Source organism: Methylocystis sp. SB2, assembly GCF_049817085.1.
Lineage (GTDB): Bacteria > Pseudomonadota > Alphaproteobacteria > Rhizobiales > Beijerinckiaceae > Methylocystis > Methylocystis rosea.
This window is the reverse complement of record NZ_CP187401.1, coordinates 1,217,897-1,239,401: the sequence shown is the minus strand read 5'-3', so window position 1 is coordinate 1,239,401 and position 21,505 is coordinate 1,217,897. Positions and strand designations below refer to the sequence as shown.

At 63.7% G+C, this 21,505-nt stretch carries 26 protein-coding genes and 1 riboswitch; of the genes, 8 read left to right on the top strand and 18 right to left on the bottom strand.

Features of this window, described 5'->3' with window-relative positions:
* Window positions 1–71 precede the first annotated feature (71 nt).
* On the bottom strand, window positions 72–1,955 hold the full coding sequence (locus ACPS74_RS06190; protein WP_029648566.1) for a PHA/PHB synthase family protein: 1,884 nt from the start codon (window positions 1,953–1,955) through the stop codon (window positions 72–74).
* A gap of 146 nt (window positions 1,956–2,101) precedes the next feature.
* Between ACPS74_RS06190 and ACPS74_RS06185 the strand changes: the two genes are divergently transcribed.
* The gene (locus ACPS74_RS06185) at window positions 2,102–2,647 is read left to right on the top strand and encodes a peroxiredoxin (protein ID WP_029648567.1); all 546 of its coding nucleotides are present in this window, start codon (window positions 2,102–2,104) and stop codon (window positions 2,645–2,647) included.
* An 85-nt stretch (window positions 2,648–2,732) separates the two neighbouring features.
* On the opposite strand, the gene irrA is transcribed toward ACPS74_RS06185, so the two are convergent.
* Window positions 2,733–3,215 carry an iron response transcriptional regulator IrrA gene (irrA, locus tag ACPS74_RS06180; RefSeq protein ID WP_014890443.1) on the bottom strand — a complete coding sequence of 161 codons (483 nt, stop codon included), beginning with the start codon at window positions 3,213–3,215 and terminating at the stop codon, window positions 2,733–2,735.
* Window positions 3,216–3,401: 186 nt separating this feature from the next.
* On the opposite strand from irrA, the gene ACPS74_RS06175 reads away from it, so the two are divergent.
* Window positions 3,402–4,571: a lytic murein transglycosylase gene (locus ACPS74_RS06175; protein WP_036241337.1), complete on the top strand. Its 1,170-nt coding sequence runs from the start codon at window positions 3,402–3,404 to the stop codon at window positions 4,569–4,571.
* Between the two features lie 13 nt (window positions 4,572–4,584).
* On the opposite strand, the gene ACPS74_RS06170 is transcribed toward ACPS74_RS06175, so the two are convergent.
* Entirely contained in the window at window positions 4,585–5,367 is a 783-nt protein-coding gene (locus ACPS74_RS06170) for a hypothetical protein (RefSeq protein WP_029648569.1), read from the bottom strand.
* Between the two features lie 167 nt (window positions 5,368–5,534).
* Between ACPS74_RS06170 and ACPS74_RS06165 the strand changes: the two genes are divergently transcribed.
* A complete protein-coding gene (locus ACPS74_RS06165) occupies window positions 5,535–7,373 on the top strand; it encodes a M3 family oligoendopeptidase (protein ID WP_029648570.1) in 1,839 nt (612 codons plus the stop codon).
* Window positions 7,374–7,570: 197 nt separating this feature from the next.
* On the opposite strand, the gene ACPS74_RS06160 is transcribed toward ACPS74_RS06165, so the two are convergent.
* Window positions 7,571–7,942, bottom strand: a complete 372-nt coding sequence (locus tag ACPS74_RS06160; protein WP_029650109.1) for a hypothetical protein — start codon at window positions 7,940–7,942, stop codon at window positions 7,571–7,573.
* A 201-nt stretch (window positions 7,943–8,143) separates the two neighbouring features.
* On the opposite strand from ACPS74_RS06160, the gene ACPS74_RS06155 reads away from it, so the two are divergent.
* Complete coding sequence (locus ACPS74_RS06155; protein ID WP_029650106.1) at window positions 8,144–8,812, top strand: O-methyltransferase; 669 nt, start codon at window positions 8,144–8,146, stop codon at window positions 8,810–8,812.
* Between the two features lie 19 nt (window positions 8,813–8,831).
* On the opposite strand, the gene ACPS74_RS06150 is transcribed toward ACPS74_RS06155, so the two are convergent.
* From ACPS74_RS06150 to crcB, 8 genes are all read right to left on the bottom strand, one after another.
* Window positions 8,832–9,281, bottom strand: coding sequence for a hypothetical protein (locus ACPS74_RS06150; protein WP_029650104.1), 450 nt, complete (start codon window positions 9,279–9,281; stop codon window positions 8,832–8,834).
* Between the two features lie 167 nt (window positions 9,282–9,448).
* Window positions 9,449–9,844 (bottom strand): DUF2946 family protein, encoded by a 396-nt coding sequence (locus ACPS74_RS06145; protein ID WP_029650102.1) that lies wholly within the window; start codon window positions 9,842–9,844, stop codon window positions 9,449–9,451.
* A gap of 140 nt (window positions 9,845–9,984) precedes the next feature.
* The gene (gene obgE, locus ACPS74_RS06140; RefSeq protein ID WP_029650100.1) at window positions 9,985–11,049 is read right to left on the bottom strand and encodes a GTPase ObgE; all 1,065 of its coding nucleotides are present in this window, start codon (window positions 11,047–11,049) and stop codon (window positions 9,985–9,987) included.
* A gap of 7 nt (window positions 11,050–11,056) precedes the next feature.
* Entirely contained in the window at window positions 11,057–11,659 is a 603-nt protein-coding gene (locus tag ACPS74_RS06135; RefSeq protein WP_029650098.1) for a GNAT family N-acetyltransferase, read from the bottom strand.
* 179 nt (window positions 11,660–11,838) lie between these two features.
* The gene (gene rpmA / locus ACPS74_RS06130; protein WP_018409147.1) at window positions 11,839–12,108 is read right to left on the bottom strand and encodes a 50S ribosomal protein L27; all 270 of its coding nucleotides are present in this window, start codon (window positions 12,106–12,108) and stop codon (window positions 11,839–11,841) included.
* A 66-nt stretch (window positions 12,109–12,174) separates the two neighbouring features.
* Entirely contained in the window at window positions 12,175–12,483 is a 309-nt protein-coding gene (gene rplU, locus ACPS74_RS06125) for a 50S ribosomal protein L21 (protein ID WP_018409146.1), read from the bottom strand.
* Between the two features lie 233 nt (window positions 12,484–12,716).
* Window positions 12,717–13,409, bottom strand: coding sequence for a spermidine synthase (locus ACPS74_RS06120; RefSeq protein WP_029650096.1), 693 nt, complete (start codon window positions 13,407–13,409; stop codon window positions 12,717–12,719).
* 29 nt (window positions 13,410–13,438) lie between these two features.
* The gene (gene crcB / locus ACPS74_RS06115; protein WP_029650094.1) at window positions 13,439–13,813 is read right to left on the bottom strand and encodes a fluoride efflux transporter CrcB; all 375 of its coding nucleotides are present in this window, start codon (window positions 13,811–13,813) and stop codon (window positions 13,439–13,441) included.
* An 85-nt stretch (window positions 13,814–13,898) separates the two neighbouring features.
* A riboswitch (Fluoride riboswitch) is annotated at window positions 13,899–13,961 on the bottom strand.
* Between the two features lie 346 nt (window positions 13,962–14,307).
* Between crcB and ACPS74_RS06110 the strand changes: the two genes are divergently transcribed.
* Complete coding sequence (locus tag ACPS74_RS06110) at window positions 14,308–14,649, top strand: Kazal-type serine protease inhibitor family protein (protein WP_029648371.1); 342 nt, start codon at window positions 14,308–14,310, stop codon at window positions 14,647–14,649.
* Window positions 14,650–14,684: 35 nt separating this feature from the next.
* Window positions 14,685–15,008, top strand: a complete 324-nt coding sequence (locus ACPS74_RS06105) for a Kazal-type serine protease inhibitor family protein (protein WP_029648372.1) — start codon at window positions 14,685–14,687, stop codon at window positions 15,006–15,008.
* A 45-nt stretch (window positions 15,009–15,053) separates the two neighbouring features.
* Here ACPS74_RS06105 and ACPS74_RS06100 read toward each other — a convergent pair whose 3' ends face one another.
* From ACPS74_RS06100 to ACPS74_RS06075, 6 genes are all read right to left on the bottom strand, one after another.
* Entirely contained in the window at window positions 15,054–15,440 is a 387-nt protein-coding gene (locus ACPS74_RS06100) for a hypothetical protein (RefSeq protein ID WP_029648373.1), read from the bottom strand.
* Between the two features lie 98 nt (window positions 15,441–15,538).
* Window positions 15,539–16,858, bottom strand: a complete 1,320-nt coding sequence (locus ACPS74_RS06095) for a L,D-transpeptidase family protein (protein ID WP_239754027.1) — start codon at window positions 16,856–16,858, stop codon at window positions 15,539–15,541.
* A gap of 75 nt (window positions 16,859–16,933) precedes the next feature.
* On the bottom strand, window positions 16,934–17,461 hold the full coding sequence (locus ACPS74_RS06090; RefSeq protein WP_029651084.1) for an adenine phosphoribosyltransferase: 528 nt from the start codon (window positions 17,459–17,461) through the stop codon (window positions 16,934–16,936).
* A 200-nt stretch (window positions 17,462–17,661) separates the two neighbouring features.
* The gene (locus ACPS74_RS06085; protein ID WP_051381793.1) at window positions 17,662–17,970 is read right to left on the bottom strand and encodes a type II toxin-antitoxin system RelE/ParE family toxin; all 309 of its coding nucleotides are present in this window, start codon (window positions 17,968–17,970) and stop codon (window positions 17,662–17,664) included.
* The gene (locus tag ACPS74_RS06080; RefSeq protein ID WP_029651081.1) at window positions 17,967–18,227 is read right to left on the bottom strand and encodes a hypothetical protein; all 261 of its coding nucleotides are present in this window, start codon (window positions 18,225–18,227) and stop codon (window positions 17,967–17,969) included. The genes ACPS74_RS06085 and ACPS74_RS06080 overlap by 4 nt, the downstream gene beginning before the upstream one ends.
* A gap of 12 nt (window positions 18,228–18,239) precedes the next feature.
* Window positions 18,240–19,124 (bottom strand): S-methyl-5'-thioadenosine phosphorylase, encoded by an 885-nt coding sequence (locus ACPS74_RS06075; protein ID WP_029651080.1) that lies wholly within the window; start codon window positions 19,122–19,124, stop codon window positions 18,240–18,242.
* A 250-nt stretch (window positions 19,125–19,374) separates the two neighbouring features.
* Here ACPS74_RS06075 and ACPS74_RS06070 point away from each other — a divergent pair, with 250 nt between their 5' ends.
* Window positions 19,375–19,938: a F0F1 ATP synthase subunit delta gene (locus tag ACPS74_RS06070; protein ID WP_029651079.1), complete on the top strand. Its 564-nt coding sequence runs from the start codon at window positions 19,375–19,377 to the stop codon at window positions 19,936–19,938.
* A complete protein-coding gene (gene atpA / locus ACPS74_RS06065) occupies window positions 19,938–21,467 on the top strand; it encodes a F0F1 ATP synthase subunit alpha (RefSeq protein WP_018409135.1) in 1,530 nt (509 codons plus the stop codon). Before ACPS74_RS06070 ends, atpA begins: the two co-directional genes overlap by 1 nt.
* Window positions 21,468–21,505 lie beyond the last annotated feature (38 nt).

Below are 21,505 nucleotides of genomic sequence, written 5' to 3'. Positions count from 1 at the left end.
ATCGCGCTTCGCGCGTCGGGGATGACAACGTCAGACGAATAAAAAAGGGATGCGTAGCGCGTACCTTTGCGTCAGCTCTGCAGCACATAGGTTCCGGGCGCGTCGCAGAGCGCTTCGGCCATCAGAGGCGGCGCGACTGGCGGGCCGGATCGGGCGGCGAGCCAGGCGCTCCATTCCGGCCACCATGATCCTTCCCTGACAGCCGCGATCTTCACCCATTCTGCGGGGTCGGCGTAATGCTCGCCGTCCACGCGGTTCGTGAAGCGGTACTCGCCGCGCTTCTTCTCGGGCGCCGAGACAATGCCGGCGTTATGCCCGCCGCTCGTCAACAGGAAGGTGATCTGGGCGTCGGCAAGCAGGTGGATCTTATAAACCGAGCGCCATGGCGCGACATGATCGCGCTCCGTGCCGACGGCGAAAATCGGCGCGCGAATTTCGCTGAGCGCGACGGCGCCGCCGTTGACGCGCAGCCGGCCCTCGGCGAGATCATTGTTGAGGAAGAGCCGCCGAAGATATTCCGAATGCATCTTGTAGGGCATGCGCGTGGCGTCGGCGTTCCAGGCCATCATGTCGGTCATCGGCTCGCGCTCGCCCATGAGATAGGATTTGAGCGCATAGGACCAAACAAGATCATTGGAGCGCAGGAGTTGGAACGCGCCGGCCATCTCCTTGGAATCGAGAAAACCGTGCTCCCACATCAGATCTTCGAGGAAGTCGAGCTGGCTTTCGTTGACGAAGAGCGTCAATTCTCCGGCCTCGGTGAAATCGGTCTGCGCGGCGAGGAGCGTCACGCTCTTGAGGCGATCGTCATTGTCGCGCGCCATGGCCGCCGCGGCGATGGCGAGCAGGGTTCCGCCCAGGCAATAGCCGGCGGCATGGATCTTCCGATCCGGCATGAGCCGCGAGATGACGTCGAGCGCGGCCATTACGCCGAGCCTGCGATAGGCTTCCATGTCGAGATCACGATCTTCGGCGCTCGGATTGCGCCAGGAGATCATGAAGACCGTGAAGCCTTGCTCGGTCAAAAACCGCACGAGCGAATTATGCGGCGATAGATCGAGGATGTAATATTTCATGATCCAGGCGGGCGTGATGAGCACGGGCTCGGGCCGTACTGTCTCGGTCGCCGGCGCATATTGGATGAGCTCGATCAGCCGGTTGCGGTAGATCACCTTGCCCGGCGTGATCGCGACATTCCGACCGGGAACGAAGGCTTCGGCGCCGACAGGCCGCTTGCCGCCGGCGCGCCGCTCCATGTCTTCGAGAAAATTCTGCAGGCCATAGACGAGATTGACGCCGCCGGTCTCGAACGTGCGTTGCAGCGCCTCGGGATTTGTCGCTAAGAAATTTGACGGCGAGAACATGTCGAGTAATTGCCGCGAGGCGAATTCGACGACGTTCTCATGCTGCTTGGTGACGCCGCCGATGTGCGTCGTGGCGTTGTGCCACCACTGCTGATTGAGCAGAAAACCCTGATAGAGCAGCGCGTAGGGCCAGCGCCGCCACGCTTCGCCGGCAAATCTTTTATCCTGCGGCAGCGGCTCGATGCAGGGCGCGGCGTTCGGCTGCAGCGCGCAGCGCCCCGCGTAATTGGCGAATCGCCAAGTTTTGCGCATCGCCTTTTCGGCAAGCTGCATCTGCTTTCCTGGCGCTGACGCGAGATGCGCCGCCCAGTCCCAATAGGCGCTCGCCATCGAGGCGGGCGAAAGGCCGCCGGTCAGATGGGCGACGCTCGCATGAAGCGAACGGTCGATGACATTGCTCAGCGCCGCGTAGCCGTATGAATCACTATCGGTGGCGCGTTCCGCCGCCAGAAAGGCGCTGGGCCACGCTTCGACGAAGGCTTTCGACGCAAGGCTAGGAAAGTCATGGGCAGGGGAGGCGTGGGGAAGGCTGGAAGATGTCTGCTCTGCGCGCGCGGGATTCGTCTGCGCAGCATTAGGGTGCTTTGTCATCAACGTCCTTTGAGCCGAGGCGCTCGACTGGATACGGATCTTATTTCGGGGAATGCTGCGCCGCAACATTGTGTTTCCCGGACTTGGCCGGGAGGCGAGCGCTACCATGTCCCTGTGAAGGAATGCCGACCGCTTAGGAGACCTTCATGAGATCCATCGCCGTAGCCGCCCTGTTAACTCTCGTCTCCGGCGCGGCGCTTGCCGCTCTCAAGCCCGGGGACGCCGCGCCCGACTTTAGTCTGGAGGCCGCGCAGGGCGGCAAGGAATTCTCCTTCTCGCTGCGTCAGGCGCTCGAGAAGGGTCCGGTCGTGCTGTATTTCTATCCGAAGTCGTTCACGAGCGTCTGCACGCTCGAGGCGCATGAATTCGCCGAAGCCATGGAGCAGTTCGCCGCCATGGGCGCCAGCGTCATTGGCGTGTCGAGCGACAAGATCGCGACTCAGCGCGAATTCTCGACGAAAGAGTGCCGGGACAAATTTCCCGTCGGCGCCGATCCGGGCTTCAAGGTGATCAACGCCTATGACGCCGGCTTCAAGGTTCCGGTCGCGGGCGCGATGTTCGCGAACCGCATCTCTTATGTCATCGCGCCCGGCGGGAAGATTCTGTCAGCGGTCGAGGATTCGGGCGCAACGAAGCATATTGAGAATGCGCTCGCCGTCGTGCGGCGGTGGCGCGACGCGCAGCGGAAATAAGCTGCGAGTGGGGCGATCGTTCGTATGCATAGGCCAGCCGCCCGACGCGCAAAAAGCGCCATCGTGTCCCGCGGCGGCTCGTCGTTCACCCCCTCTTGGGGCGAATGCGAATGATCACGTCGCAGCCGACGATTTCCATCCCTTCCGGCGGCGCCGGCAACCGCGTGAATTCGACAGAGCCATCGGCGGCGTCGAACATGCGGCCCGTCGCTTCATCCATGAAATGGTGGTGCGGCGAGGTGCGGGTGTGGAAGTAGGTGCGGGGTCCCTGCACGGCGATCTCGCGCAACAGCCCGGCTCCGGCGAACTGGTTGAGCGTGTTGTAGACCGTGGAGAGAGACATTGTCAGACCGGCTTCGCGCGCTTCGGCGTGAAGCGCCTCGGCGCTCACATGTCGATCGCCGTTGCCGAACAGCAGCCGGCTCAGAGCGAGCCGCTGAACGGTGGGACGCAGACCTGCGCCGCGCAGCCGGGCTTTGATTTCCGAGACCTTCGTCGCGCTCTCGGGGGATTGATCGCGCAGTTTGATCGAACGGTCGAAACTCGTAGTCGAAGGTTGATGAGTCATTCTTCGCGACAGGCGAGCATCACTCGCTCCCTATTCATACATTAAGCTTTTTTCAGTAGAGGGCAGCGCCCGCCCCCTGTCAAACGAAATGGCGGAAGGTGTAATATTTCCAAAGAAGCAGCAAAGGACTGGCTAATGATGGGGCGCCTTGAGCCAATACTCTGTGCAGGGATTGATCGACGTCAGATGCTCGGCGTGTCGGTTCGTGCAGTCGCCGTTCTCTGGCTTGCCGGAGGTCGCGCCAAAGCCGACACGTTTGAGGCGTTTTTGCAGGGCCTGTGGCCGTCGGCGCAGGCCGCCGGCGTCTCGCGCGAAACCTTCGACGCGGCGATCGCCGGACTTGCGCCGGACCCGTCGGTATCGGCGAAGCCGCGCGCACAGTCCGAGTTCACCATTTCGATTCCCGCCTATCTCGCCGGGTCCGTGACGAATGGTCGCGTCGCGCGCGGCCGGGCGGTCGCCGCCGAACTGGCCGGGCCGCTCGGTCGGGCGCAGTCCCGCCACGGCGTCCCAAGCGAGATCGTCGTCGCCATTCTGGGCGTCGAAAGCAATTTCGGAACGGCGGCCGGCGGCTCTGACGCGCTGCGCGTCCTGGCGTCGCTTGCGTGGAAGGGGCATCGCGCCGAAACCTTCATCGAGGAATTTGTGGCCGCCCTCGTGATGCTGGAGAAGGGCTACGCGACGCGCGAGCAATTGCGCGGCTCCTGGGCCGGGGCCATGGGCCAACCGCAGTTCATGCCTTCCGCCTATCTCAAATATGCCGAAAGCGACGCGGGCGGCGGCGCGCCGGACATCTGGCGCTCGCGCGGCGACGCCGTGGCGTCCATCGCCAATTTCCTGGCGAAATCCGGATGGGTCGCGGGAGCGCCCGCCGTCGTCGAAGTTCGACTGCCTCAAGGGTTCGACTACGGCGCCTTCGATCTCGACTTCGCCCGCTGGCGACAGCTCGGCGTGACGCGCGCCGACGGCGGCGCGCTTCCCAGCGGCGGCGCCGCCAGCCTTTATTTGCCGGCTGGCGCGAACGGCCCGGCCTTTCTGATCACCGACAATTTCGAAGTCATTCGGCAATACAATACGTCCGACGCCTATGCGATGTCGGTCGCGCTGCTCGCCGATCGCATCGCCGGGCGCGAGATCCCGATCACGCCCTGGCCGAAGGTCGCGCCGCTACCGACCGCCGACGTCAAGGCGATGCAGCAGCTGTTGACGGAGCGCGGCTTTTATCGCGGGACGTTCGACGGCAAGCTCGGGCGCGCGAGCCGCAACGCCATCCACGCCTTTCAATTGAGCGAAGGCATTCAGCCCGCCGACGGCTTTGCGACGAAAGACGTTCTGGCGCGGCTGCGCGGCCGGTGAAAGCTGCCGCGATTCAGACGTCGAGATCGCGGTAGACGGAGACTTCCCTTTCGCGCGCGGTCCGCGCCGCATCGCCGGCGCGAAAGCCGCGCCAGACGTCGAACGCCATGACCAGGGTCGTGAACAGTCCGGAAATTTTCCCGACGATGAAGCTGAAGGGAAAAATGAGACGGTCCGGCGGAAGAATGAATTGCGCGCCAAGAAAGATGAGCGCCGCGTTGACGAAATAGGCCGGCCGGAACAGCGATTTTTCTTCCCAGGCGCTTTGCGCATAGCTGCGTGAATTCTTCTTCACCGTGCGGTTATAGGCCGGATTGGGAAACATGCCCCAGAAGCGCCGTTTGGGCGGAAGCGCATTCGGCCCCGCGAGCAGCGCGCGATAGCTTTGACGCACCGAGGAATGCGCAAGTAGCGCGAGAATGATGTTGGCGATCACGAACGCGAATTTGAGCTGGAGGAACGAGAACGACAGTTGCGCGGCGAGGTCGACGAAAAACAAATGGGTGAATGCGTTCAGCATGAAGGCGGAGCGATGAAAGCTCGCGCGGTTGATGTCTTGAATCTTCTCGTCGACGAAAGTCGCGCCCGCCTTGGTCTCGGCGAGCTCCTTGAGAGTCAGCCGATCATAGTCGTCGGTTTTGAACCGCTTCGCGATCTCGCCAATCATTTCGAGCGGCGGCCCGCGCTTGATCTTGAAGGTCGCTTTGTTGAGGAAAGTTGAAATGCGCGCGAAAATATCTCGCGCCATGGCGTAACGCGACGTTACCGAACTGAGAAAATCGGGCTCTCCCGCCATTGCGCGCACCTAAGCTGATTCTTTCGCTCTCATATTGTTATAAACGCAACTGGCGCTGGCGCCGACCCTGACCGCAGGTTGATCCTGTCCGGCCTCTTGCCATATTTAGGCTGATCCCGATCCTCGCGTCTTCGCTTGTCGGAGCCGCCCATTTTTTGGTCCCCGCCATGTTCAGCGCCCGTTCTTTCGCCCATTCGATCGCCGAAGCTCCCGCCGCGAAGACTGCGGAACGACTGCCGGAGTGGAATCTCGCCGATCTTTATCCGGGCATGGATTCTCCCCAGGTCGTGTCCGATCTTGGCAAGGCCGCGCAGGAGGTTGCGCAATTCGGCAAGGATTATCGCGGCCGGCTAGAGTCGCTAGCTAAAAGCCCCGACGCCAGCGTCAAGCTTGGCGAGGCGGTGGCGCGATATGAAGCGCTGCAGGACTTGCTCGGGCGGCTGATGTCCTTCGCCGGCCTGCTCTATAGCGGCGACACCACCGATCCCGCGCGCGCCAAATTCTATGGCGACGTGCAGGAGAAGGTCACCAACGCTTCGGCGCAGCTCCTGTTTTTTCAGCTTGAGCTCAATCGGATGGACGACGCCGCGCTGATGGCCGCGGCGAGCAAGGAGCCGCTCTCGCGCTGGAAGCCGTGGCTCGAAGACATCCGCAAGGAGAAGCCTTACGAACTCGAGGACAAGCTGGAAGAGCTGTTCCACGAAAAATACATCTCCGGCGCGGCCGCTTGGAATCGTCTTTTTGACGACACCATCGCCGGGCTGCGCTTCAAGGTTGCAGGCGAGGAGCTTGCGATCGAGCCCGTGCTCAATCTGATGCAGGATTCGCGCGAAGAGACGCGTCGGGAAGCGGCGCAGGCGATCGGCGTGACGCTCAAAAACAATTTGCGCACTTTTTCGCTCATCACCAATACGTTGGCGAAGGACAAGGAAATTTCGGATCGCTGGCGCGGATTCCAGGACGTCGCCGATGCGCGCCATCTCTCCAATCGTGTCGAACGCGAGGTGGTCGAGGCGCTCGCGCAAGCGGTGGAGGCCGCGCATCCGCGCCTGTCGCATCGCTATTACAAGCTCAAGGCGAAATGGTTCGGCAAGGAGGCGCTCGACTATTGGGATCGCAGCGCGCCGCTGCCGTCGACGCCGGCCAAACGCTATTCCTGGCCGGAGGCGCGCGAAATCGTGCTCGAGGCTTACGATGGATTCGCGCCGCGCATGGCGGAGATCGCCGGGCGCTTCTTCGAGAAGAACTGGATCGACGCGCCGGTGCGGCCGGGCAAGGCGCCGGGCGCCTTTTCACATCCCACCGTGCCCTCCGCGCATCCCTATGTGCTGCTGAATTTTCAAGGGAAGACGCGCGACGTGATGACGCTCGCGCATGAACTCGGCCATGGCGTGCATCAGGTGCTTGCGGCGCGACAGGGCGCTCTGATGGCGCCGACCCCGCTGACTCTCGCGGAGACGGCGTCCGTCTTCGGCGAAATGCTCACCTTCCGCGCGCTCATCGTGCAGGCGTCGGATAAGGCGCAAAAGCGGGCGCTGCTCGCCTCCAAGGTGGAGGACATGCTCAATACCGTGGTGCGGCAGATGGCGTTCTACGCCTTCGAGCGAAAGGTGCATAACGCGCGGCGCGAAGGCGAGCTGACTGCGGATCAGATCTGCGAATTATGGATGAGCGTGCAAGCCGAAAGCTTCGGCCCGTCGATCCGCCTTGGCCCCGGCTATGAGACCTTCTGGGCCTATATCCCGCATTTCATCCATTCGCCGTTCTACGTCTACGCCTATGCGTTCGGCGACTGCCTGGTGAATTCGCTCTACGGCGTTTATCAAAAAGCGCATGAAGGATTCGCCGAGCGCTATTTCGCTTTGCTCGAAGCAGGCGGCGCCAAGCCTTACAACGAGCTTCTCAAGCCCTTCGGATTGGACGCGCGGGATCCGGCCTTCTGGAACATCGGCCTTGAAATGATCGAAGGCTTGATCGCGGAACTGGAGGCGATGGAGGACGCCTAGAGCGCTTCCCGGTCACATGGAATCATGTGATCGGTCAGGAATCGCTCAAAATCAAAATGTTTGGAGCAGGTTCTCATCGAAAAAGTCTGTCAACTTTTTCGGAACCTGCTCTAATTGGCGCGATGACGCACGCGCGCCAAACAAAAAAACGCCGGCGTTGAGCCGGCGTTTGTGTTGGAAGAGGCTGTTGTCAGCGCTTAATTCTGGCCGCCCCGGATCACGATCTTTTCGCCGTCGCAGGCAGCTTCGCCAATATACACGTTGTGGGCGCCCTCGACGGGCTTGCCGGTCCATACGCAATTCTTCTTGGAATCGGTGCGGTCCACGAGTTTGAGCGTGTAAACGCCGCCGGTGAGTTCGCCTTCAAGCTTGTAGGTCAGCACGGAGCCGTTATCGAGCTGCATTTCGCTCTTGCCCGAAACCTTGTCGCCTTCCGTCGCGACAGTCCAGGTGCCCTGAGCGCGCTTGATGCCCGCCTTATTCGCTTCGGTCACATTCCACTGCGCGGCATAGGCCGAGGCGCTAAAGGCGGCGGCGGCAAGGGCCGTCGTCAAAGCAAGCTTGATCATTTGTTGTGCTCCCATAAAGTGTTGTGATGAGCAGCATATCGGCCGCAGTCCAACTGGGGCTCGTGAAATGCGGCTATCAAGCCTTTTTGCGTCCGTGCGCTGTGGCGCGCGAACGACGGCGGAACATCGCGTGATATCACGCGAGATGTCAATTTATTTTCGCCCGAACAAACGTTAAGCGCTCGATGCAAGGGACGTCAAATGTTCGAAGTAAATAACTGGCATATCGTGGACGACTACATCGGTGCGGCGCTGATTTCCAAAGAAGAAGCGCAGGAGGAAACGCTTGCGGCAAATGCGCGCGCTGGCCTTCCCGCGATCGACGTTTCGCCGCCGCAAGGCAAATTGCTGTATCTGCTCGCCTGCGCAATCGGCGCAAGACGCGTTCTCGAAATCGGGACGCTTGGAGGCTACTCGACGACCTGGCTGGCGCGGGCCGTGGGCGAGGGCGGCAAGGTCGTCACCTTCGAAGTCGATGCGCATCACGCGGAGGTCGCTCGCGCCAATGTCGCCCGCGAAGGCATGAGCGCGCGCGTCGATCTGCGCGTCGGCCCCGCGCTCGAAATGTTGCCTTTGCTTGAATCAGAGCGGGCGCAACCCTTCGATCTCGCCTTCATCGACGCCGACAAGCCCAGCAACGCCGCCTATTTCGATTATGCGCTGAAGCTGTCGCGTCCCGGCGCGCTGATCATCGTCGACAATGTCATTCGGGAGGGCGCCGTCGCCGACGCGTCGGCCACGGACAGCGGCGCGCTGGGAGCGCGCGCGCTGTTTGACGCCGTCGCCGCGGAGGGGCGGGTCGAAGCGACGGCGGTGCAAACCGTCGGCGCCAAGGGTTGGGATGGGTTTCTGATCGCGCGCGTCAGATAGGACGCCTCTCCGGCGGCCTTCAAACGCTGTCGTACGCGCGCTTGCCGCGCCGCTTGCGGGGCAATGGCGCGCCGTCGGCGCCGAACAGGGCGGCTTCGACCTGGTTGCCGCTGTCGTCATAGCGCCAGGAGATGCGCGCCGCGCCAAGATCCTTGCGGATCGTGGGCTTACCTTCGGCGTTGAAGTAGGCCTCCTCGACCTGATTGCCCTTGGCGTCATAGAAGCGCGCCACCCTGGCCGCGCCAAGGCTTTTGCGCTTCATTGGCCGGCCGTCGGGATCGAAATAGGCCTCGACGACCTCCACCCGTCCGCGCGTCGGGGCCGGCGCGGCAATGGCTTCAGGCGCGACGCGGATATCGCCGTCGCTCGCCGCGGTCAGCTTCCCGTTCTGAGAGCAGCGCCGTTCTCCCGAGGCCGCGCTGCGCGCCCTCTTCGCGAGGCGCGGCGCCAATTGAGTTTTCTGTGCCATGATCCCAAATCGCTGCGCGGTCCGATGGCTCGTCGCAACCGCCAGTCTGAGAACTGAGCGGCGCGTGCTGCGATGCACGCTGACAAACGACGGATACGCTGGTCTGACTCTCCCCCGCCGCGGCAATGCCGACAGTCGGGCGTGACGCCGCATTGCTGCGGCAAGCGTCAGATCAGGACGGGAGGGGCGCGGGAGCCGAGCGGCGGTGTCGACGCCTCTGGAGGACGAGACGTCTCGTCAAAGGCCAGTCCGATCGTCGAATAGGACGCGGCCGGCGGCGTTTCGCCGATAAACGGCGAGGCGGCGGTCGCGCCGCCGAGCGATGCGCAATGCACGACGCAACAGACGTCGCCGTGCCGCGCCGGACGTGCGGGCGTCGCCGGATCGCCGGAAAGCGGCCCGGAAGCCTTGCTGAAGCAGATCGTGTTGGCGAAAAGGCCCGAACCGCGTCCGCTGAACGAAACGCCGACCGCGAGGCCTTGCAAAACAAACAGATAGGCGACGAGCAGCGTGACTGCCGTCGAACCGTACTGCGATGTTTTGACTTCGCTGCGCGTGCTCATAGCCCGTCGAAGCTATTCACTGATCTTGTCAAGGTCAATGGCGCCGCCGCGCGCCGGCGGCAATTAAGGGTTCGGGCCGCCCAGAGCGCTTATCGATCACATGGAATCATGGGCGCCAACTTTTTCGGCACCTGCTCTCGTCAGGGGGCCCAGGGCCCCCCGGCTTCCGACGCGCGCTCGTAAGCCTTTTGCGCCTCGATGGCGTCGAATACAGCGCGGAGCGCTTCCCTGACGCCGACGCGGCTCGCGGACGAAAGGAGCAGGGGCGCCGGATGGCGATCGTGCGTCTCGGGCCCGGCGGAGGCGATCGCCCGCTTCAGCCGCTCCCGCTGTTTCTTGAGATGGTCCGCGTCGACCGCATCGATCTTTGAAAGCGCGACGATTTCCGGCTTCTCGGCGAGACCGGCGCCATAGGCGGCGAGTTCGCCGCGGACGATCTTGTAATCCTTGCCGGCATGTTCGCCGGTCGCGTCGATGAGATGCAGCAGCGCCCGGCACCGCTCGACATGGCCGAGAAAGCGGTCGCCGAGGCCGTGGCCCTCATGCGCGCCCTCGATCAAACCCGGAATGTCCGCCAGAACGAGTTCCCTGTCGTCGATGCGCACGACGCCGAGACCGGGATAAAGCGTCGTGAAAGGATAGTCGGCGATCTTGGGCTTCGCCGCCGTCACCGTCGCCAGAAAGGTCGACTTGCCGGCGTTGGGCAGGCCGATCAGCCCCGAGTCGGCGATGAGTTTCAGCCGCAGGATGATGGTGCGCTCCTGGCCCTCGAGGCCCGGATTGGCGCGCCGCGGCGCCCGGTTGGTCGAGGTGGTGAAATGCGCGTTGCCGAAGCCGCCATTGCCGCCTTTGCAGATGACGACGCGCTGCCCAACCTCCGTCATGTCGGCGATGAGGGTTTCCCCATCCTCCTCAAAGATTTGTGTCCCGACCGGCACTTTCAGCACGGCGTCGGCGCCGCGTCCGCCGGCGCGGTTCTTGCCCATGCCGTGGCCGCCGGTCTTGGCCTTGAAGTGCTGCTGGTAGCGATAATCGATCAGCGTGTTGAGCCCGGCGACGCATTCGGCGACGACGTCGCCGCCGCGCCCGCCGTCGCCGCCGTCCGGTCCGCCGAATTCAATGAACTTCTCGCGCCGAAAGGAGACGGATCCCGCGCCGCCGTCGCCGGAGCGTACAAAAACGCGGGCCTGGTCGAGGAATTTCATCTGCCGCTCACGGTGAAAAGAATCGCGGCCGGCGGGCGCCGAACAGCGTATGCGCTTCGCCGCGCTTTAATTCGAAGAGCTCGACTTCCATTTCGCCGCCGCGCGCAGGCGCCGGCCGCATGCCGCGGCCCGTGCGGTGGAACCCCAGCTTCTCATGCACATGCAACGAGGAGCGATTATCCGGCCGCGCGGCGGAGACGATCCGATCCAGCGACGTGATTCCGAAGGCGAGGTCGATGAGGGCTCTGGCCGCCTCGGTCGTATAGCCCTGTCCCCAATAGGGCTTGCCCAGCCAATATCCAAGCGTCGCCGAGCCGCGACGGTCGGCGCCATGCAGGCTCACAAGCCCGATCGGCTCGTTGGGCCGATTCTTCGGGGTGATGACGAGATGGAGGCCGCCGCCGGCGCCGTTCTCCTGGCGCACCGATGCGATGAACGCGTCGGCGTCGTGTGGCGCATAAGGATGCGGGATGCTGGCGGTCATCAACGCGACGTCGGGATCGCCGACGTGCTGGCGAATCTCGTCGGCGTCAGCGGCGCGCGGCCAACGCAGCCACAGTCGTTCAGTCTCCAGCCGAAAAACGTCGTCGCGGGTAATTTCGGGAAACATTCATTGCTCCAAGCGACATCGGAAATATTGGCCTAAGAGCCTGAAAGGAGTGCGCTCCCCACTGGCCCTTCACGGCGCTTCCGGACATCTCGCCTGAAACGTTCCCGCCTGAATTCGCGAGAGTGGTAGTCGAGACGACTGTCCGCCGGAAGGCCGGCGGCGGGTCGTCCCCTACCGCCTTACTCGGCTGCTGCGGCGGGCGCCGGCGCCACCGATACGCTAGCGCGTCCGCCGCTGGACTTGAATTCGACGACTCCGTCGACGAGCGCAAAAAGCGTGTGGTCCTTGCCCATGCCGACATTGCGGCCTGGGCGCCACTTCGTGCCGCGTTGGCGCACGATAATATTGCCGCCGATGACGGCTTCCCCGCCGAATTTCTTGACGCCGAGGCGCCGCCCGTCCGAATCGCGGCCGTTGCGCGACGAGCCGCCTGCCTTTTTGTGAGCCATGGTCTTGCTCCGATCTTCCTATGCGGCGACTGGGGCCGCTTTATTCTGGGTGTCGCGAGAGGGCGGTCAGCTCTCGATCGCGGTGATTCTCACGAGCGTCAGGTCCTGGCGATGACCGCGCTTGCGCTTGGAATTCTGCCGGCGGCGCTTCTTGAAGGCGATCGACTTGGCGCTGCGGGTCTGCTCGGCGATCTCGCCGGAGACTTTCGCGCCGGCGATCGTCGGGGCGCCGACCTTGGGGCTGTCGCCCCCCAGCATGAGCACTTCGTCGAAGGTGACGGCGTCGCCAGGCGCGCCGTCGAGCGCCATGACGGTGATCACGTCCCCAGCGGCGACGCTATATTGCTTGCCGCCGGTTTTGATGACTGCGAACATCTTTTTTTCCTGTGTTCGTCCCGACGCTGGCGTTTCCGCCGGCCGGCTTCTTGGCAGTTAGTGGCTTCGCCTCGAACTTGCGCCAGGCGCAAACGAAAAGCGCGGCGAAACCGCCGCGCCGAAGCGACGTTCATCTACCCTTCAAAACCGGCGACTGTCAATATGTGGGGCGGTTGGGCATCTCAGTTTGAAATTTCAGCTTTGGGTAAAACAGAAGCTTTGCTGGCAGGGTTCTATTGCATCTGAGGCGTTGACTCTCTTGTCGCGATCCAGATGACGTGCCGGGCGCCGCCACGTTGGCCGTTGGCGCGCACCTTGACTTCATCCACGCGGAACCCGGCTTTGCGGAGGCGCGACGTGAAATTCCGATCCGGCCCCGATGACCAGACGGCCAACACCCCATCAGGGCGCAGCGCCTTGCGGGCCGCCCTCAATCCCTCGATATCGTAAAGTCCGTCATTGGCTTCGCGAATCAGGCCCTCGGGGCCATTATCGACATCGAGAAGGATTGCGTCATAAGTCGAGCGGCCAGACCGGATCAGGCGTCCAACATCCGCTTCCTCGATGCTGACGCGCGGATCCGTCAGGCTGGCGCCGAAGACTTCCGCCATCGGACCGCGCGCCCAGTCCACGACCGCCGGAATGAGTTCGGCGACAACGATCCGCGCTTTCGCCCCGAGGACAGTGAGCGCGGCGCGCAGCGTGAAGCCCATCCCCAGCCCGCCGATCAGAACGCACGGCTGTGGGCGCGCCTGAATTCTCTCGCAAGAGAGCGTGGCGAGCGCCTCCTCCGAGCCACTGAGGCGACTGTTCATCAGTTCGATATTGCCCAGCATGATCGAGAATTCTGCGCCGCGACGCTTGAGGCGGAGTTCGCCCTCGCCGCCGGGTATCGGCGCTGTGTCGAGCAGGGTCCAGGGAATCACTGATAACTCTCCGTTGGAGTTCGAACCCTTCACGAAAAATGGCGCAGCAGCGATAGGCCGGCGAGGAGGCCGGCCACCGCAAGGCCGACCGACGCCACGACATAGAAGGTCGCCATCGCCAGTTCGCCGCGCTCGTAGAGCAAAACCGTCTCGAGCGAGAACGCCGAAAAAGTGGTGAAGCCGCCAAGGATCCCGGTCGTGAGGAACAGGCGCCAGTTCTGAGACGCCTCGCCCTGGAAGGCGAAATAACCGACGATCACGCCCATCAGGAACGAGCCGAGCACGTTCACGGTCAGCGTCCCGAACGGAAAACCAACGCCGATCAGTCGGGCAAGAAGAAGATTGACCCCGTGGCGCGCGGCCGCGGCCAGTCCCCCGCCAGCAAATACAATGAAGAAGCCCATGACGTCGTCCTTTCGAGCGAGCGGACGACAAACATGCTGCGGCAAGGCGGCGTTTCAGACGCGCTCCTCCCGCAGGACGCGCGTCCTTGCGGCAGGAGCCATCAGCCTTCATCAGGCGGTTACCGGGAGCCCCATCCCGTGTGGAAGGCAGCATAGTCGAGCCGGCGCGAGCGATCAACGCCCCGGTCGCCAGCCGCAGTCAGGGCTTCGAACTCGGGTTAATTTCAGCTCCGTCATGCCCCGCCTTGTGCCGGGCATCCACGCCGGTCAACCGCGAAACGCATCGCGCGGAGACGGTAGGTTCGGCTCATATCCTCACATTTGCCTCGCGTCATCGCGTGGATGGCCGCGACAAGCGCGGCCATGACGCGGTGAGATGACGCCTCTCTAACCCGGATTCGGAGCCCGGCAGCCGCCGGTCATCGCCCGAGGGGAACGCTCGTCGGACATCGGCGTTATCCAACCGTTACGAAAGCATTTTTTGGAGAATTGCTATGCATTTACGTCTTGGCTTGCGCCTCTGCGCGCTCCTACCTTCGACCTTATTCGTGCTCTTCATAGCGACGTCATCGCCGGCGGTCGCCGCCGGCGGGGTCGGCGCCAAGTGCGGCGGCTTTGTGGGCCTTCACTGCGCGAAGGGCCTCTGGTGCGAGATGCGCCCGGGCTCCTGCCGCGTCGCCGACGCGTTCGGCCATTGCGCCGTCAGGCCGCACTTCTGTCCTCGCATTTTCAGGCCGGTTTGCGGGTGCGACGGCCGCACCTACGCCAACGACTGCGCGCGCCGCGCCGCGATGGTCAATAAGCGGCACAATGGTCGGTGCAGGGGCCATCACTGACCGCGCTTCGAAGCAACAAATTAAAGGAGGAGGATATGACGAAAATACTTTGGACATTAGCGAGCGCCCTGGCGCTCTCGCTCTTTGTTTCCGCGCCCGCCTCGGCCGCCAAGGTCGGCGAGATGTGCGCAGGCATCGCCGGCATTCAGTGCGACAAGGGCTTGTGGTGCGACCCCGAGCCGGGTCAATGCGGCGGAGCGGACATCGCCGGCAAGTGCGTGGAGGTTTCACAGATCTGCACCAAGGACTATCGCCCGGTCTGCGGCTGTGACGATAAAACCTACGGCAACGACTGCACGCGCATTGCCGCGAAGATCGCGAAAAAGTCCGACGGCGAGTGCCCGAAACCTTACAGGTGAGACCTGGAGATGGCGCGGCGCAATTGGGCCGCGCCATTTCTTCGGCTAGTTGAAGCAGCCGCTGGCCTGCATCTGCGCGAACCAGATCGCGCAGGCCGCCTTGGCGTTCTCGTAACGCCGACGGGGGGAGCCGCCGCCGTAACCGCCGTAACCGCCATACCCACCGTAGCCGCCATCGCCGTCATAATCGCCGTCGTCGTCGCCGCCGGGATAGCCGCCGCGATAGCCACGACCATAGCCTTGACCATAACCTTGGCCATAGCCCGGACCATAACCGCCGCCGCCGCGCCCGTACTGATGCTGGCGCATGCAGGTGTTGTAGTTTTCAGCGATCGCGAGGCACAGCGGCGCATTGGCCGCCTGCGCGATCGGCGTGAAGAGGATGCCGAGCGCGCAAGCCGCGCCGACGATAGAATAGGTCACGAGCCGCATGCGGCGTTTTCCTTGTTTGCGCCCCCCAGCGCTTTTGCCACTGCATCTTCGCGCGCGTCGGCTGAAACCAAGCTGAACGGCGTCTCAGCGCGCCGCGATCACCAGCCGGCGATGCGTCGGCATGACGTATCGCCCGCGCCAAAAGCGTAATGATCGCCGCAGGCGAAGGCCACCGGAGGTTCGCCGGTCTGTTCGAAGATGTCGTAGCCCTGCTTCAGATTGCGCCAGAATTCGGTCCAGTGCTGATAATTGCCGCCCGCGCCGACGAAGGCGAGCCAGCTGCCGCCGGTTTCCCGAGCGATCGCCTGCTCCGTCAAGCGGAAGGGAAAAATATGCACCTGCACTTCGTGCTGGCCGGCGCGCATCGCCGCCTCGACGAAGGCGTAGATTTCCTCGATGCCGCGGTCGGTCATGGCGAAGCAGCCGACCGACTTGCACGCGCCATGCACCATGACGAGGCCGCCGGTCCGGCCGTTCTGGCGATCGAAGGCGTTCGGATAGCCGACGTTGAACGCGCGGTGATAATTTGAATGCGGGTGCAGCTGCTTCGCCGAGACGCTGTAGAAGCCCTCCGGCGACTGGTAGTCGGCTTCCTTGAGCTTCGGCCCGAGCCTGCCTGACCATTTGCAAATTGGATAGGTCTTGTAGAGCGAGAAGCGGCTGTTGCTCTTTCGAAGCCAAAGCTCGAGCTGCCCTTCCTGCTTGAAGATCCGCACGAAGACCTGATCGCCCATGCCGAAGCGGATCGGGGCCTCCTGCTGAAACGCGTCCTCGGGCGCCGCCCGCAGAGTCGGCTCGACGGCGCGCGCCACCTGGGTCGGCGGCGCCGACGCAGGCGCCGACTCTTGCGCCGTCGGCGTCGCCTCAACCGCGGCTCTCGCCGACGACTCCTGCGGCCGCGCCGGCGGCAGCGGCGCATTGGCGAGCGCCGGCGCCGACGCCGGGACCTCGGCGGGCGCGGCCGGGGTCGCCTCGGCGGTTTGCGGCGGCTCAGCAGGAGCTGCCGCTGCCGTCTCGGCGAATTTGTCGGCAAGCTCGGCGAGATTGGCCGGTCGCGACGGGGGCAGCGGCGTGGGCTTTTCTACAATCTCCGGTCGCGCGGGCGGCGGCGCGGGCGGGAAGGACACCGACCCTTCGACGCCGTCGCCGCCTTGCGGCAGCGCCGCGACCTCGGCGGACGGCTCTTGCGGCGGCGGCGCGGCGACTGGCGGAGCAGGGGCAAAAGCGCCGGGCTTTATCCGCAAGGCCATGCGGCGCAGGCCGGTCGGCAGCGCGCCGCTCCAGGCGCTGCGCGCGGCGTCGCCGCGGACGGGAGAGGTGCTCCCAGCGTCGGGCATATAGCGGAGCGCCACGACTCCGCCGACGAGCGCGGCGAGGGCGAGCGCCGCCAGCGCCAAATGGGTCCGTCGCGGCGTCATGCGCCTATGCAAGCCTCTCACGGAGATTCTGAACTTCGAGCCTGGGCTGAGCAAGAACACCCGGAAAAAGGCGCTTTAGTGGCCTGCGAAGGCGACGAGCGTGCGCACCGGGACGCCGAGCGCCTGGAGCCTTTTCACGCCGGCGAGATCGGGCAGGTCGATGACGAAACAGGCGGCGACGACGTCCGCGCCGCCTTGGCGCAGGAGCTTCACCGCGCCCTCGGCGGTGCCGCCGGTGGCGATCAGATCGTCGACGAGAATGACGCGCTCGCCGGGGGACACCGCGTCTTCATGCATCTCCATTTCGTCGACGCCATATTCGAGCTCATAGGCGACCGAGACGACGCGATGCGGCAGCTTGCCCTTCTTGCGGATCGGGATGAAGCCGGCGGAAAGCTGATGCGCCACCGCGCCCCCCAGGATGAAGCCGCGCGCCTCCATGCCCGCGACCTTGTCGATCTTGCCGCCGCACCAGGGCTGTACGAGTTCGTCGACCGCCTTGCGGAACGCCTTGGCGTCGCCGAGCAGGGTGGTGATGTCGCGAAACAGGATTCCCTTCTTGGGATAGTCGGGAATGGTGCGAATGGCGGCGGCAAGCGGCATGAAACGGCCTTGCGATCGGCGGCGAGTGTGGCCGCGTGGAATGGACATGGCGAAACCGCCACGGTGAGAGGAATACACGGATGGCGGGGCGGGGCGCAAATGGGGGGGCGCGCGCCGGGGATCTGAATGGGAGGAACAATAACAAAACCTGACCGCAAAGGGCCGGCTACGAGGCTCCACGGCAAAAGCGGGCTGGGTCGTTAAGAACCATGCAAAAGCTTGCGGGTGATTTTGCGCCGACCGTGTACGACGCGAACAATGCTCACTGTGTCGTCGCCGGCAGCGTGGCGATAGATCACGAGATAAGGAACGACCACCCCGACTCGAATGTGCGCCCCGAGCTTCGGCCGCGCTTCGCAACTGTCAGGATGCTCGGCAAGCCTGTCGTAAAGACTTTCGATGCGAAAGTTGTATTTTTCGGCGGCGCGATAGCCTGCCTCACGTGTGATGTCTGCGAGAATCTCCGCCGTATCCGCGTCGGCAAGTTCGGTAACGATAACGCGAGTCATCGCCCTTTGAGCGCGGCGAGACGGGCGGCGTTACGCGCCTTGTGCTCCTCAATCGAAATAGTCTCGCCGCGTTCAAGCGCGGCCAGGCCTTCCTCAACGAGGGGCTTTGCCCAAGCCAAATCGTCTTTTTCAAGTTCACGCTCGACGATGCGCTCGTCGATGAGCTGACGGGCGGCCTCCTCGATCGAGGGAAAATCGCCGGTCGCGACATGCGCTTGAAGCCAAGCTTCTTGGTCGGGGGTGAGGGTGATCGCCATGAGCTTCCTATATCATGAAACGCCTTTGCCCTTCACCCTTCCCATCACCGCGTCGAGCTTCTTCAACAATTCCGGATCGCGCGCCTCGGAGGCGGTGACGATGGCGTTGTCGAGCGCGCGGTCGGAGCCGATCGGGCAGAGTTCGTGCTCGCGCGGAAAATCGGTCAGAACCCGCGCCAGCAAGCGCGCGACCGTCGCCGAATTCTTCTGAACGACCGCAATCACCGAGGCGATGTCGACATTGTCGTGCTCGGGATGCCAGCAGTCGAAATCCGTCACCATGGCGACGGTGGCGTAGGAGATTTCAGCCTCGCGCGCGAGCTTGGCTTCCGGCATCGCCGTCATGCCGATCACGTCATAGCCCGCGGCCTTATAGGTGAGCGATTCGGCATAGGACGAAAACTGCGGGCCTTCCATGCAGACATAGGTTCCGCCGGCGACATGTTCGATGTTCTCGTCTTTCGCCGCGGCGCCGATGCGCGCGGACAGCAGCGGCGCGATCGGATGCGCCATCGATACATGCGCGACGCAGCCGTCGCCAAAGAAGGAGGATTGCCGCGCGAAGGTGCGATCGACGAATTGATCGATCAGCACGAAGAGACCGGGAAAAAGCTCCGATCTGAACGAGCCGCAGGCCGAGACCGAAATCAGATCGGTGACGCCGGCGCGCTTCATCGCGTCGATGTTCGCGCGATAGTTGATGGTCGAGGGCGAGAGCCGATGGCCGCGCCCGTGCCGCGGCAAAAAGACCGCCTGGGTCGCGCCGAGTTCGCCAAAGACGAGTTCGTCGGAAGGCTCGCCCCAGGGCGTCGCGACCCGCTCGCGGCGGATGTTGGCGAGCCCCGGCAGATCATAAACGCCTGACCCGCCGATTATTCCGACGACCGCTTTGGTCATGAATATGTCTCCCTCGATAGCTGTTGCTTGGCCGGGTTTTGGGCCGGCGCCAAAAATCGCGGCAATGTGACAGGGTTGCGCCCCCAAAACGCCTGTGTTAGGGGACGCTCGCCTTGGAGCTGGGGCGCAGCGGCCCTCGTTCCTTTTCCTACAGCATCCGTCGTTTGAGGCTAACCGCTTAATCGTCGCGACCGTGCAACTTGCACTGCGAGCGGCGTCTCCAAACGGCGTAGATTGACGAGCGAACCAAGTGGCTCAAGACGGGGATTCCTTATCGGGCGTTGCAGGTCGCTACGCCTCCGCACTCTATGATTTGGCGACGGAAAATAACGCCGCCGATGACGTCGCCGCGGCGCTCGATCGATTCAAGACTCTGCTGGACGGCAGCGCCGATCTCAAGCGCATGGTCAAAAGCCCCGTGTTCTCCGCCAAGGAGCAGCTCGACGTCCTCGAGCCGGTTCTCAACAAGGGCCAGATCACCGGCATCGCCGCCAATTTCATCCGTCTCGTCGCCGCCAAGCGACGTCTCTTCATCATCTCCGACATGATCGCCGCCTATCGCCGCCTGCACGACAAGGCGAAGGGCCTGGTGCGCGCCGACGTGACGATCGCGGCGGCGCTGAAGCCGGATCATGAAGCCGCGCTGCGCGAGACGCTCGCCGGCGTCACCGGCGGCAAGACCATCGATCTCAAGGTGACGACGGATCCGTCGATCCTCGGCGGTCTGATCGTCAAAATCGGTTCACGCATGGTCGACGCCTCTGTGCGCACCAAGCTCAACTCAATCCGCACACGCATGAAAGAGGTCGGCTGATGGATATCCGCGCCGCAGAAATTTCCGCGATCCTCAAGAAGGAGATCGCCAACTTTGGCGCCGAGGCCGAAGTCACCGAGGTCGGCCAGGTTCTGTCCGTCGGCGACGGCATCGCGCGCGTCTACGGACTGGACAATGTGCAGGCCGGCGAGACCGTCGAATTCCAGGACGGCACCAAGGGCATGGCGCTCAATCTCGAAACCGACAATGTCGGCATCGTGATTTTCGGCGACGACCGCCACATCAAGGAAGGCCAGACGGTCAAGCGCACCGGCGCCATCGTCGAGGTTCCGGTCGGCAAGGAGCTCCTGGGCCGCGTCGTCGACGCGCTCGGCAATCCGATCGACGGCAAGGGCCCGATCAAGACGGCGCAGCGTTCGCGCGTCGACGTAAAGGCGCCCGGCATCATTCCGCGCAAATCCGTGCATGAGCCGATGGCGACGGGCTTGAAGGCCGTCGACGCGCTGATCCCGATCGGCCGCGGCCAGCGCGAACTGATCATCGGCGATCGCCAGACCGGCAAGACCGCCATCGCGCTCGACACGATCCTTAATCAGAAATCGCTGAACGACGGCGACGACGAGAAGTCGAAGCTCTACTGCGTCTATGTCGCCATCGGCCAGAAGCGCTCGACCGTGGCGCAATTCGTCAAGGTGCTCGAAGAGCGCGGCGCGCTCGAATATTCGATCATCGTCGCCGCGACGGCCTCGGATCCGGCGCCGATGCAGTTCCTCGCGCCCTTCTCCGGTTGCGCGATGGGCGAATATTTCCGCGACAACGGCATGCATGCCGTCATCATCTATGACGATCTGTCGAAGCAGGCCGTCGCCTACCGCCAGATGTCGCTGCTGCTGCGCCGTCCGCCGGGCCGCGAAGCCTATCCGGGCGACGTCTTCTATCTGCATTCGCGCCTGCTCGAGCGCGCCGCGAAGCTTTCCGACGATCGCGGGGCCGGATCGCTCACCGCGCTGCCGGTCATCGAGACGCAGGCGAACGACGTGTCGGCCTATATTCCGACGAACGTGATCTCGATCACCGACGGCCAGATCTTCCTTGAGACCGATCTCTTCTACCAGGGCATTCGTCCCGCGGTGAACGTCGGCCTCTCGGTGTCGCGCGTCGGCTCGTCGGCGCAGACCAAGGCGACCAAGAAGGTCGCCGGCAAGATCAAGGGCGAACTCGCGCAGTATCGCGAAATGGCCGCCTTCGCCCAGTTCGGCTCGGACCTCGACGCGGTGACGCAGCGGCTCCTGAATCGCGGCGCCCGCCTCACCGAACTCTTGAAGCAGCCGCAGTTCTCGCCCTTGAAGATGGAAGAGCAGACCTGCGTGATCTACGCCGGCGTCAACGGCTATCTCGATCCGCTGCCGGTCAATCGCGTGCGCGCGTTCGAGGACGGCTTGCTCGCGCTGCTGCGCTCGCAGCACAGCGACATTCTCGAGAGCATCCGCACGACGAAGGATCTCACCGACGAGACCGCGGCGAAACTCAAGAACGTCGTCGAGAGCTTTGCGAAGAGCTTCGCTTAACGCGCGCCCGGCCATATGGGCGTTGGTGAAACGAGACA